Origin of the sequence: Pseudoclavibacter helvolus (assembly GCF_014191305.1) — a bacterium.
Lineage (GTDB): Bacteria > Actinomycetota > Actinomycetes > Actinomycetales > Microbacteriaceae > Pseudoclavibacter > Pseudoclavibacter helvolus.
The window spans coordinates 288,209-300,748 of sequence record NZ_JACHWJ010000005.1; the positions used below are offsets into that span (position 1 = coordinate 288,209).

General features: G+C 70.4%; 8 protein-coding genes. 3 read left to right on the forward strand and 5 right to left on the reverse strand.

All coding sequences use genetic code 11. The features are described 5' to 3' along the window. Nucleotides 1-227 precede the first annotated feature (227 nt). The gene (locus FHX72_RS16115; RefSeq protein WP_183626437.1) at nt 228-536 is read left to right on the forward strand and encodes a hypothetical protein; all 309 of its coding nucleotides are present in this window, start codon (nt 228-230) and stop codon (nt 534-536) included. Nucleotides 537-562: 26 nt separating this feature from the next. Here FHX72_RS16115 and pheA read toward each other — a convergent pair whose 3' ends face one another. Beyond that, nucleotides 563-1,510: a prephenate dehydratase gene (pheA, locus tag FHX72_RS16120; RefSeq protein ID WP_183626439.1), complete on the reverse strand. Its 948-nt coding sequence runs from the start codon at nt 1,508-1,510 to the stop codon at nt 563-565. A gap of 67 nt (nt 1,511-1,577) precedes the next feature. Here pheA and pgm point away from each other — a divergent pair, with 67 nt between their 5' ends. After that, entirely contained in the window at nt 1,578-3,206 is a 1,629-nt protein-coding gene (gene pgm, locus FHX72_RS16125) for a phosphoglucomutase (alpha-D-glucose-1,6-bisphosphate-dependent) (protein WP_068477902.1), read from the forward strand. Between the two features lie 215 nt (nt 3,207-3,421). On the opposite strand, the gene FHX72_RS16130 is transcribed toward pgm, so the two are convergent. Continuing rightward, nucleotides 3,422-5,914: a hypothetical protein gene (locus FHX72_RS16130; RefSeq protein ID WP_183626441.1), complete on the reverse strand. Its 2,493-nt coding sequence runs from the start codon at nt 5,912-5,914 to the stop codon at nt 3,422-3,424. 69 nt (nt 5,915-5,983) lie between these two features. Continuing rightward, nucleotides 5,984-6,913: a D-alanyl-D-alanine carboxypeptidase family protein gene (locus FHX72_RS19825; protein ID WP_183626443.1), complete on the reverse strand. Its 930-nt coding sequence runs from the start codon at nt 6,911-6,913 to the stop codon at nt 5,984-5,986. 126 nt (nt 6,914-7,039) lie between these two features. Here FHX72_RS19825 and FHX72_RS16140 point away from each other — a divergent pair, with 126 nt between their 5' ends. Next, nucleotides 7,040-7,327, forward strand: a complete 288-nt coding sequence (locus FHX72_RS16140) for a GNAT family N-acetyltransferase (protein WP_068477897.1) — start codon at nt 7,040-7,042, stop codon at nt 7,325-7,327. Nucleotides 7,328-7,519: 192 nt separating this feature from the next. Here FHX72_RS16140 and eccCa read toward each other — a convergent pair whose 3' ends face one another. Together eccCa and FHX72_RS16150 are read right to left on the reverse strand one after the other, a co-directional pair. Then, the gene (gene eccCa, locus FHX72_RS16145; RefSeq protein WP_183626445.1) at nt 7,520-11,509 is read right to left on the reverse strand and encodes a type VII secretion protein EccCa; all 3,990 of its coding nucleotides are present in this window, start codon (nt 11,507-11,509) and stop codon (nt 7,520-7,522) included. Next, nucleotides 11,506-12,540, reverse strand: coding sequence for a hypothetical protein (locus FHX72_RS16150; protein ID WP_183626447.1), 1,035 nt, complete (start codon nt 12,538-12,540; stop codon nt 11,506-11,508). Before FHX72_RS16150 ends, eccCa begins: the two co-directional genes overlap by 4 nt.

The following is a 12,540-nucleotide window of genomic DNA, read 5'->3' on the forward strand; positions in this document are numbered from 1 at the left end:
TGTGAGAGGTAAATTTCGGGTACTTCTCCCCCTGGCGCGGAGGCGAATCTTGGGGTAAGAAGCACGGCGCGACGCAGCGCGACGACCTCGGGGCGACCGTCAACACGGAATGTCGTCGGTCACTTTTACAGTGTCCGGACAGACCACAACCGCCACGCGCGGTCTTCGCCCCGTCTGTGCCGGACCGGGGCCGCCTACACCCCGCGCCCAGCCCAGGAGACCCGCGCATGACGAACCGATCCGGCACCCGGAACTGCCCCGAATGGTGCATAGCCCTGCACCTCGACGCCGACGAGACCCTCCACTACAGCGTCAGCAGAGAGGTCTCGGTGGTCTCAAGGGCGGCGGCGCCAGCATCACGCGGCACCGACCTGCATGCCTTTGCCGTCGATACCCTCCTGCTCGTTCAGCACCAGGAGGCGCACGAGCGCATTCCGTGGCTCGCGCTCCTGCTGCGCGACGGGCCGCTCCTCGACATCACGGTCGACAGCGCCAGGCGCCTCGGCGAGAGCCTGCTCGAGGTGCTCGAACGTTGAGCGGCGAAGCCAGCGGGGGCCGACGATCAGCTGCGCAGCGAGCTCAGCCAGTTGACGGCCTCGCCGAAGTGCTCATCGCCCCACCGAGCGTCGACGACAACCGGCTTCCTGTCGGCCCGAGGGTACGAGCCGAGGAAGATGACGTGCGGACTGAACCTGCGAAGGCCGAGCAGCGCATCCGCCACTCGCGCGTCATCGATGTGCCCGTCGAGGTCGAGCACGAAGCGATACGAGCCGATGCGGTCGGGCAGGGGGCGCGAGGTGATCATCGAGAGGTTCACGCCGCGCGTCGCGAACTGCTCGAGCATGACCATGAGCGAGCCTGGGAACTCCTCGGGCAGCTCCACGATGAGGCTCGTCTTGTCGGCCCCCGTCCTGGCGGGCAGCTCCCGGCTCAGGCTTACGAGGGCGAAGCGAGTGCGCGCCGTCTGGTTGTCCTGGATGCTCTCGCCGAGCACCGACACGTCGAAGCGATCCTGCACGCCGTGCGGAGCGATCGCGGCATCGATGTCGCTACGCTCGTCGAACAGGGCGTTGACGCTCGAGATGTTCGAGTTCGCCGCGACGTGCTCATGCCCAGGAATGTTGAGGTGAAGCCACCTGCGGCACTGCCCGTAGGCAACGGGGTGCGCCGAGACAGTGCGCACATCCTCGAGTCGCGTGCCGGGCCGCACAACCAGGCTGAAGGAGATCGACACCTCGTACTCGCCCGCGATGCGCAGCCCCGGAATCGTGGCGAGCGCGTCCTGCGAGGCGGTGACCCCACCCTCGATGCTGTTCTCGATCGCGATCATGGCCGCCACGCTGCGCCCAGACGTGACGTCGGCGAGCGCCTCGCCGACGTTGCTCACCGGGCGCCAGACCTGCCCGCGCGCGGCCTCGACCTGCCTGAGCGCCGCCTCCGTAAAGGTGCCGGCCGGCCCGAGGTAGGAGTACGTCTCTCGCTCATCTGGCACGGCGCTGGCATCGGTCATGGAGATCAGCCTATGCCGATGCATGAGTTCCTCCCCACGGGACACCTCGCGGTGCCAGACTGTGGACATGCACGATCGCGCTGGCAGCCTCGCCCTTGAATCTGACCTCATCGATCTCGACGCACTCATCGCTGCGTACGCCGAGAAGATCCCCGACCCCGCCGTCTCGACGCAGCGCGTCGCGTTCGGCACGAGCGGCCACCGCGGCTCGAGTCTCAACTCCTCGTTCAACGAGACGCATATCCTCGCCATCACGCAGGCGATCGTCGAGTACCGCGCAGCTCAGGGCATCACCGGCCCGCTGTTCATCGGACGCGACACCCACGGGCTCAGTGAGCCAGCAGAGCGCAGCGCCCTCGAGGTGCTCGTCGGCAACGGCGTCACCGTGCTCGCCGACCTCGACGACGAGTGGGTCCCGACCCCGGCGCTCTCGCACGCGATCATCCGCTACAACGCCGACCCTGCCAACACCGAGCAGGCAGACGGCATCGTCGTCACCCCGAGCCACAACCCTCCGCAGGACGGCGGCTTCAAGTACAACCCCCCTCACGGCGGACCGGCCGACAGCGACGCGACGGGCTGGATCGCGAACCGCGCGAACGAGCTCATCGAAGCTGGACTCGAAGGCGTGAAGCGCGGCACCCCCGACGAGACGAATGTCGGCCGCAACGACTTCAAGGGCGACTACGTGCGCGACCTGAAGAACATCATCGACGTCGACGCCATCAAGCGCGAGGGCGTGCGCATCGGCGCAGACCCCCTCGGCGGCGCGAGCGTGCGCTACTGGCAGGCCATCGCCGACGAATACGACCTCGACCTCACGGTCGTCAACCCGGACGTGGACGCACGTTGGCCGTTCATGACGCTGGACTGGGACGGCAAGATCCGCATGGACCCGTCGTCGCAGTCCGCAATGGCCTCAGTGCTCGCGCGCCGCCACGACTACGACATCCTCACGGGCAACGACGCCGACGCCGACCGCCACGGCATCGTCACCCCGGACGCGGGGCTCATGAACCCCAACCACTACCTGGCCGTCGCGATCGACTACTTGTGCGCGAACCGTCCTGAGTGGTCCGAGACCGCTGGCATCGGCAAGACGCTCGTGTCGAGCACGATGATCGACTTCGTGGCCGCCTCGCTCGGACGCACGCTCGTCGAGGTGCCGGTCGGCTTCAAGTGGTTCGTGCCTGGCCTGATCGACGGGTCCATCGTCTTCGGTGGCGAAGAGTCCGCCGGGGCCTCGTTCCTCCGCAAGGACGGCACCGTCTGGACTACCGACAAGGACGGCATCCTGCTTGCCCTCCTCGCCGCCGAGATCATCGCCGTGACCGGCAAGACGCCGTCGCAGCGGTACGAGGAGCTCGTCGCCGAGTTCGGTCGCCCCGCGTACGAGCGCGTCGACGCACCAGCGTCTCCTGCGCAGAAGGCCGTGCTCGGCAAGCTCGACGGCGACGCCATCTCCGCCGTTGAGGTCGCTGGCGACCCCATCACGGCACGCCTCAGCCACGCGCCGGGCAACGGGGCCGCCATCGGCGGTGTCAAGGTCACGACCGAGAACGCGTGGTTCGCTGCCCGCCCATCCGGCACCGAGGATGTCTACAAGATCTACGCAGAGTCGTTTAAGGGCCCAGAGCACCTGAAGCTCGTGCAGGCGGAGGCCAAGGCCATCGTCGACGCGGCGCTCGGCTCCTAGCCGGCGGCTGCCGCCAGCACGCAAGCGCTGCCTGCGGTTCCGACCTCCCGAGCTCGTCGGGAGGTCGGAACCGCAGGCAGCGCTTTTGTGCGAGGGCGCGGCCCAGGGGAATCGGCGCACCCCGGAAGGCAGTCGCTGCCAGTCAAATGGCCCTCTACGGCGGTGCCGCAAGGGCCATTTGACTGGCAGCGTTGCTCTTGAAGATCTGCGGGAGGCTACTGGCCTTCCGCGGGCGTCGGGTTGGTCGCGCTGAGTCGCCCAGCCTGGCCGATACCCGCCGAGTACTCGACACTCACGATGTCGCCAGACGCGTTGAAGCAGGTCAGACCGGTCTCGAAGGTGATCTCACAGACGAACTCACCGAGCACCACTGGCGAGTTGTAGGGCTGCACGACCGCTCCCTCAAGCGGAATGTCTTCCGTCAGGCAGGGGAACGTGTAGCCGTTGGAGTCGAGGCCCACCACGACGCCCGTCGCACCCGCCTCGCACACCTGATCCGGGACCGCGAAGTTCACCGTGTACTGCTGGCAGGCGACACCGGTCTCCGGCGTGATCTGGCAGCGGATGTTGCCCGTCTCGCTCGTGAACGTGACTGGGGTGAAGTTGGGATCTGCAACTGCAACCGGACCCGCGGGTGGCGCCGGCTCCTGCGTGTCAGGCTGCTCGCCGGCGGTCTCGCTCGCGGCCGGGTCCTCGCCAGCCACCGGGTCGTCCCGGTTCGCTCCGACGACGTTGCCGATCATGATCGCCGACAGGATGAGCAGGATCGATCCGACCACCGAGAGCGCGATGACGCCGAGGCGGCGACGGTTGCGGTTGTCCAGGCCGCGGACGGCCGCGCCCACGCGTCCGCCTCCACCCCCGCTGCCGCCGCCAAGGGCCGCGCCGACCCGATCGAACGGGTTGCGCTCAGAAGGCTGGAGGTCTGGCTCGTCGCTGACAGGTCCAGACGGCGATGACGCCGTTGACCTTGGTGGCGCCGCTGCTGGGGCACCCGACGCCCGCGAGGCTGGCCCTGGTCGGCGGGGCGCACGAGGCGCACGAGTTCCGACGGATGCTGGCACCGATGGCTGCTGGTCAGCGTCGTCCTCGTCGAACCAGCTGGAGAGCAGCTCGCGTGCTGGGTCCTGGTCGGCCTTTCCGCCCTGAGATCGCGACGGGGCGGCGAAGTCCGGGGCCGAGGGAGCAGAAGCGGCACGAGCGGCCCCCGCAGCTCCAGCACCAGCAGCAGCGGCAGCACCCGGATTCGGGGCGAAGCCCTGATCCTGGTTGAAGTCCTGGCCGAGTGCCGGCCCGGTGTCCTGCCTCGGAAGCGCGCGGGTCGCCGGCTCAGCCTCGGGCGCGCTTGGCGCCTGCGCTGCTGGGCTGGCGGGGGCCTGGGCCTGGGCCTGGGCGGATTGAGCAGCAGGGGCGCCTGGTGCGCCGAACAGCTCGGCCGCATCCCGGCGCTCGGAATCTTGGGCCTCACCGAAGCTCTCACGCTTGCGCGACGGCAGGGGCACGATGCCGGTCTGCTCGAAGTCGCGAGACACGATTGGGCGATCGGAATCGTCGAGGACGCTGCCGTCGCTGCGCTCGCCAGCGAGAAGCTCGTCGAAGGCGCTGCTCGCTGCCGGTGCGGCGCGCGGCGGTTCACCAGGCACAACCGCGGGCCCGCTCGGGAACACGGGGGCAGCGGATGCGCCACGGAACTGGTCACCGGTCGCGGGCATGGGCGGCGGCGAGGGCACGAAGAGGGGCGTTGGCGCCACCGGCGGCTCCGCACGGAATGCGGGGATCCTGGGCGCCCCACTTGTCGGAGACTGCGGTTCCGCGGCAGCGGGCGTGTTCACCGCGGGGGCGGCGTCGGTCCGCTCGGGCGGGCGGCCGAACTGCGGTGCCGCCGCTGCGTCCGTCTCGGGAGCTCGGCTCGGAGCGCTGGGCGCGACTGGCGCGGAGGCTGCCGGGGCCACAGGGGCGGGGTCGCCCGTGCCGTCGAGCTCGGAGAACCAGTTCGGCACCTGCCCGCGCGTCTCGTCCTCGTCACCAGATGGCACTCCTGCGGGGGCAGCGGACCTGGCAGGAGGGGTGTTCATGGGGAGCACGTCGAACTCGGTGGTCGGCGGCTCGAATGCAAACGCGTCGCGCACAGGGCCCGTCGCGTTCGGAGCTGCCGGGGCGAGTGGCGCATCCGACTGCGGGGTAGCGACTTCGGCGGCCGGCTGCTCGACCGGTGTTTCCGGCTGCGCGGGAGCAACCGGGGTGCGCGGTCGCGCGGGAGCTGGCGGGATGACGGCCTCGGGGGTGACGACGTTGCGCTCGCCAGTCACGCGGAGGTCTGGGTTGAAGCGGCGACGCGAGCGGAGGAACGACTGCGGCTCCGGGGCCGCCGCCTCAGCTTCGCTGTCGCCATCGACGTCGTCAGCCTCAGGGGCGCTCGGCGACGCAGCCTTGGGCCGGTAGCGTGCGAAGAAGTCGTCGCCGTCGCTGGGGGGCGCGGCCTGCTGCGCTTCCTCACGTGCGCGCCCGACGACCTCTGACGGAGGGGTGGGCGCTGAGGCGTTCCAGCGGAACCCGCCTGCACCGATATCCGCGGGGCGGCGCGGGGCGGCGTTGCTGCCATCACCCTCCGAGGCGCGAGGGCGCCCGGCCGTCAGCTTGGTACCGCACTCGGCGCAGAATCTCTGTCCGACCTGCGCTTCGGCACCACACGTGGGGCACGTTGCCATCTCGACCTCCTGGTCTTGGAGTGCTTCTGCTTTCAAAGCTCTGGCAGAACTCTATCGAGCCTCGCCGTTTCAGTAGCCTGGCGCCGCGGGAGCGCCGAGGAATTCCTCGTACGTGGTCGCGCCTGCCGCCTGCATCGCGGCCGACGTCTCTGCGCCGACGTAGCGGTAGTGCCACGGCTCAAACTCGTATCCGGTGGTGGCCGTCGCTCCATCAGGGAAGCGGAGGATGAACCCGAAGCGGTGCGCGTTCGCGGCCAGCCACTGCCCTCCCGCTGTCGTCGAGAAGCACTGTTCCAGCACGCATCCCTCCCCCTGCGAGGAGATGTCAGCGGCGAGCCCCGTCTGGTGCTCGCTGTAGCCGGGACGGGCGGAGGTGAGGTCAGCTGCTTCCTGACCGAGGTCAGCGACGTAGCCGTTGTAGAGCTCGGTCTGCAGCCCGTAGTCGCGGTATCCGCTCGTCATGTCGAGGGTGAGCCCGGCCTCGGCGCTGGCCGCCGCGAACATCGTCTGCACGGCGGTCGCCGCCTCCGAGCGGAGCGAGTGCCCGTTGGCCGAGGGGACCCCGATGTCCGACATCGCGACGAGGTCGGCAGGCGCGTAGTCGGCTGGCGCGAGCGGCGTCTTCTTGTTCACGAGCACGGTGATGCTGTTGGGATCAGTGATGTCGAGCGCTGTTGCCGGGGGCTGCGTCTCGGTCGGGGTCGGCTCGGGCGTCGGCGTCGGCGTCGGCTCGGGGGTTGCCGTCGGCGTCGGCGTGCCGGTGGGCGTCGCAGGGGTGGATGTGGAGGCGATAGTCGGCACGTTGGCGGCACCGTTCGACGCCGCCGTCACGGCCCAGTAGATGAAGCCACCGCCGAGGAGGACCACGACCGCGAGGGCTGCCGCCGCGATCTTGCGGTTGCGGCGCACGCGCGCGGATGCTCGCCGCTTGGTGCGTCCCGTGCGCTCGGCACGACGCCCCTGCTCGTCCGACGCTTCGACCTGCTGCTCCTCAGTCACCGGTCAACCTTCGCACAGGGGCGGCCGGGCCTCTCTGGGGCTGGCCGAGCGGCGCGCACACTGAGGCGGGTCTCGAACACGGCAAGTGCTGAGCTGTTTGCCCGCGGCGCGGCGTAGCCTCTGCGCATGTCAAACTCCGTTCAGCATCAGCATGACCGCTCGCGCTTCGCCATCAACGACGGTGAGGGCACCGAGCTCGGCTACTTGAGCTACGTCACGACGGCCGACGCGATTGTCATCGACCACACGGTCGTCGACCCCGCCTACCAGGGGCAGGGCCTCGCGGCCGTGTTGACGGATGCGGCCCTCACGACCCTCGGTGAACAGTCGGCGCTCACGATCGTGCCGCAGTGCCCGTACGTCGCCGCGTTCATCCGCAAGCACCCCGAGTTCCAGCCGCTCACCACCCGCTGAGCTGCTGAGCTCGAGCATCCGGGTGCCCCGCAGCTGATGCCCACACCCGAGGCAAGGGCGCAGCCTGCCGCAAGAGTCAGCCAGAAACACTCGCCCGCGCGCTGGAACCTGCTTCTGACTCACTCTTCAGCGCGGGGCGGGCGGGGAACAGCGGCGCAGACAGGCGGGGACACTGCGCGGGTGCAGGAGCCTTCAGGGAGCCTCAGGCAGGTTCGCGAGCTGCACGACGGCGGGAGCCTCACCGCGCCGCACGTACTTGCCGCGGCCGGCGGGCATCCGCTCGGCGTAGAGGCGAGGTGCGATCTGCCCCTCGCTGCGGTCTCCGGAGAGCAACAGCAGCGCACCACCGGTGTCTCTCGTGCTCTGCAGGAACGACGCGTACATGGCGCGGGTCGAGCCGGCGACTGGCCTCGTGACGACGATGTGGATGCCCAGGTCGCGCGCGGCGGGCAGGTGCGGAACAAGCGCCCCGAGCGGATCGGTGCCACCGGCCGCGACGATGTCGTAGTCGTCGACGAGGAGCACCACTCGCGGTGTCTTACGCAGCTGCTCCGCGGTGCGCGCTGGCCGCTCGGCGAGCTCGCTCGCGATGGAGGCGGCGAGCCCGCTCGCCTGCGCCGCAGACTTCGCGTGCGCCGCGAGGTACTCCTCGGGGATGACGCTCGGCACCTTGCCGCGCGGGTCGACGACGGCAATCGCGAGCTCGTCTGGCGTGAACCGTTCGATGAGCCCCTTCGCGATCACGCGCAGCGCCGTTGACTTCCCGCTCTTCGCATCGCCGAGCACAACAAGGTGCTGGTCGGAGTCGAGGAAGTCCCAGAACGCCGTGTCCATCGTGTCCTGGCGGACGCCGAGGGGTACGGCCGTCGGCTCGTCTGCCGCATCCGGGAGGCTCGAAGGGTCGATGCTGTTCGGCAGAAGGCGGATGGGCGCCGCGGCAGGCCCGCTCCACGACTCGGCAACGCGGGCCGCGAGTTCCTCGAGAGCCTCACCGACCTGGTCGGGGTCGACCGGATCGAGCGTCGGCAACGCGAACTGGGCGAGCGTCTTGGCGTCGGTAAGGGCGCGTCCGCGCGCATCCGGAGGCACGGACTTCGCGAGCTTGCGGTCGATGGCAGAGTCGGCGGGGTCGTTGAGGCGCAGCTCGATGCGCGTCCCGAAGAGCGACTGGTGGGCCATACGCAACTCGCTCCACCGGCCGAGGGTCACAACGAGGTGGATGCCGTAGCTCGACGCCTGCAGCATGAGCTTCGTGAATGGGCCGTCGAGGTGCTCGAAGTCCTGGCGCAGGGCGCCGTATCCATCGACGAGCAGCACGATGTCAGCCGTCGGCAGCTCCGGCAGCTCACCCGCGGCATGCATGGCGCGCAGCTGGGCGGTGCTGTCGATGCTGTGGCGCTTGAAGAGCTCCTCGCGCATCCGGAGCATCGCTGTGAGCTCCTCGACGAGGCGCACGAGTCTCGAGTCATCGCCTCGAGCCGCGACGCCTCCCACGTGCGGGAAGGCTTCGAGCCTGCGCAGGCCGCCACCCGTGAGGTCCATGCCGTAGATGCCGACGGCTCCGGGCGAGCCGCTCAGGGCGAGCGACGCGGCGATCGTCCGCAGGGCCGTGCTCCTGCCGGACTGTGGGGCGCCGATGATCGCGGCGTGACCGCCCGACTTTGTGAGGTCGAGCATCCACGGCTCCTGCCGTTGGTTCGCGGGCTCGTCCTCGACGCCGATGACGATGCGCAGCGGATGCCCTCCCCCGGGCATGGCCGTGTCACGCGACTCTTCCCGCCTGCTTCCGGCGGTCGCGCCTGCGTCGGTCGCGGTCTCGGTGCCGGCGGCGAACGCCTCGCCGAGCGAGATGCGTTCGCCGAGGGGCGGCAGCCAGACCGGCCTGACCTTCTTGGGCCTGTCGAGCTGCGCGACGAGGTCATCGACGAGCGTGCGGCGCGTCTCTGGGGCACGCAGCACAAGCGGCGCATCCGGGTCTCCCCCGCTCTCGATGCCGTTGTACACGGGGATCTCGACGACGGCGGGATGCTCGTCCTCGGTCACAGGGCGTGCGTCTGTCAGCTCGTCGACGGGCCCGGAGACGTAGCCGGCGTGGAAGCGCTGGTAGACGCTCGTGTCGACCTTGAGGTAGCCGTAGCCGGGGATGGGCGGCAGGTGGAACGCGTCGCCAGATCCGAGCACCACCTGCGACTCGGCCTCGCTGAACGTGCGCAGGCCCAGGCGGTAGGACAGGTACGTGTCGAGTCCACGTAGCTTGCCGCCCTCGATGCGCTGGCTCGAGAGCAGCAGGTGCACGCCGATGGAGCGGCCGATGCGGCCGATCTGCAGGAAGAGGTCGATGAAGTCGGGCTCGGCGGTGAGCAGCTCGCCGAACTCGTCGATGACCACAAACAGGTGCGGCATTGGCGCCAGCTCGGGTCGGGTTCGGCGCAGCTCGCGGTAGTGCGAGATGGACGGTGAGGAGTCGGCGGCCTTGAGCAGCTGCTGCCGCCGCACGACCTCCCCCTGGAGCGAGGCCTTGGCGCGCACCGTGAGCTGCGGGTCATCGGCGAGGTTGTCGATGAGCCCAGCCAGATGAGGGAGGCCCTCGAACGGCGCAAATGCGGCACCGCCCTTGTAGTCGACGAGGATCATCGCGAGGTCTTCGGGCGGGTGCGAGACGGCGAGCGAGAGGATGAGCGTGCGCAGCATCTCGGACTTGCCAGATCCCGTGGCTCCGATGCAGATGCCGTGCGGCCCCATTCCCTGCTGCGCGCTCTCCTTGAGGTCGAGGTGCACGGGGCGGCCCTGGTCGTTGACGCCGAACGCGACGCGCAGGAACTCGGAGGGCTGCCGCGGCGCCCAGACCCGGTCGAGCGCAACCGGCTTGTCGAGGCGCACGCCGAGGATCTCCGCGATATCGGCGGCGGGGCCTTCGTCGTCGCGCGCTCCCGCCGCCGCGAAGGTGCGCTTCGCGGCGAGGGTGCGGGCGAGCGCGTCGAACGCGGGCGAAGTCAGCTCGTCCGCCTCGAACGTGAGGGTGCGCTGCTCGCTGCCGCCCGCGTGGTGCGTGAGCGTGGCGCCACCATCCGGGCTGAGCTCGATGCGCACGTCGACGTCGTCCGGCTCGTGCAGCCGCGCGTCGATGAGGTGGATGACGGTCACGCCGATCTCGCTCGGCGTGTAGCTGCGGTCTGGCAGCTGCAGCGGCCTGGCGGGTTCGCCGTGGCGGTCGTCGACGACCACGAGGCTCGACAGCGCCGCCGCCTTGCCGCCGCGACGCCTCGCAGCAGCCGCCGTCTGCGTGCGGTCGAGGAGCTCGCTGCCGATCACGGCGGCGAGCTGGCGGAGGTCTGACGCGACGCGACGTGCGGGCACGGGGCCGTCGAACAGGCGCGGGTTCAGGGCGTGCGGCAGCAGGTCGAATCCGCGCCAGTCCGTGCCGCGATCTGAGGCGAAGGCCGCGGCGAGCTGCACGTCGTCCGGAAGCTGGTGACTCGCGAGCTGGGCCACGAGCCCGCGCGCGAGGGGCACGGTGCGTTCTCGCGGGCCGATGACGGCGACGACGGATGCGCCCCGCAGGTCCGCGATGGCGGGCATGCCAGGGATCTCGCCGTGGGTCTCCGCGAGCAGCTGCGCCTCCCGCAGGAGAATGGGGTCGGCCGGTTCGGTGGGCGTGTCCTCGGCTGCGACGCCGAGCTGGAACCACGGCACCGTGGCCGTGCCGACACGGGCCTGCAGGTGGTCGGGGTCGCCTCGCCGCCGGTCCCAGAGGCGGGCCGGGTCGTGCACCAGCGACGCGAGCCCGGTGCGGTCGGGATGCACGAGCCTGGCCGCGTGCGCGGCCGCCGTCGCCTCCTCGCGGAGCTCGGTGCGCTGGCGTTCGAGGTAGTCGAGGTATCGCTTGCGGCGGATGCGCAGCGCTCGCCCTGCCCTGCCGCGCGCCGAGATGGCGAAACCGACGCCAGAGACGATCGCGACGACGAACACGATGCCGGCGATGAAGAGGAACAGCGGCTGGCCGTTGCGCATGACGACCATCATCGTGACGGACGTCAGCGCGCCGACGACCGGCAGCAGGAACTGGAACGGCGTTGCGGTCGCCTCGTCGCTCAAGGTCGGTGGCGAGGCGAGCTGCCGCGGCTCTGGCGCCGAGGCCGGGAAGACGGTGCGGGTGGGCCGGTGGGCGTCGCGGATGCTCATGGCCGTCTCCCTGGTCGTCTGGAATCGGGGGCGGTCGGGCTGGCGGCCGGCCGGTTGGGGGCGGGCGGGAACACGGGAGCCTGAGGTGCGGACTGACGCGAGACGGACGGCGGTACAGGGGCCGACGGGTGTAGAGACGCGGACGGCGGGATCGGAGCCGAGGGCGGGACTGGGACAGAAGACGGAACCGGGGCGGAGGGCGGCGGGGCCGGAGCGGACGCCGGAACTGGGACAGACGCCGGCACTGGCGCGGACGCCTGCACTGGGGCGGAGGGCGGCGGGGCCGGAGCGGACGCCGGAACTGGCACAGGGACAGGGACAGGCACAGGCACAGGAGGCGCCGCCACGCCGGCCGCCGCGTCGATGACCCTGGCGCCGAGGCGCAGCATGCGTACCCCGTCGAGGCCCCGCTTGGAGGTGCCGTTCCGCATCCGGTCGTGGCGCACAAGCACCGATGGGAAGGGCAGGTTGTCGACGAGCTTCTCGGTCGCGAGGCCGGCGACTCGCTGGACGTCAACCGCGACGAGCACGACGCGGGTGTTCGCGCCAACTGCGGCCGCGACATCGAGCGCACGCTGGATGCTTGCTCGATCGGCCGGCGTCACGAGGCAGACCACGTGGGAGTGCTCGGCGAGGTCGCGGATCCGAGCCAGCGGCGTGGCACCCCAGTCCGTGACGGTGAGGTCGTAGGCGTCACTCGAGGCGCGGTGGAGACGCCACCAGGCGTCGACGTCGGCGGGCCACTGCGTCGGCGAGAGCTCAAGCGACTCGACGCGTGTGCCGTCGAGGCCGCGTTCCGGACGCGCGCTTGCCCCCTGCGCGCTCACGAAGCGCACGCGGTCGCGGCGCACGGCGGCGAGGAACCGGGCAAGCTCGACGGCGATGGTCGTGCATCCGGCACCGACGGCGAGGGATGCGACGCCGACGCGCCGTCGGAGCGCGAGCGGAACGGCCGCTCGCTCGCGGAGGTCCCGCAGCTCGGCCGCGCCGCGCGCCGTGAGCGCCTGCGGCCAAGCCAGACCCTGCGGCAA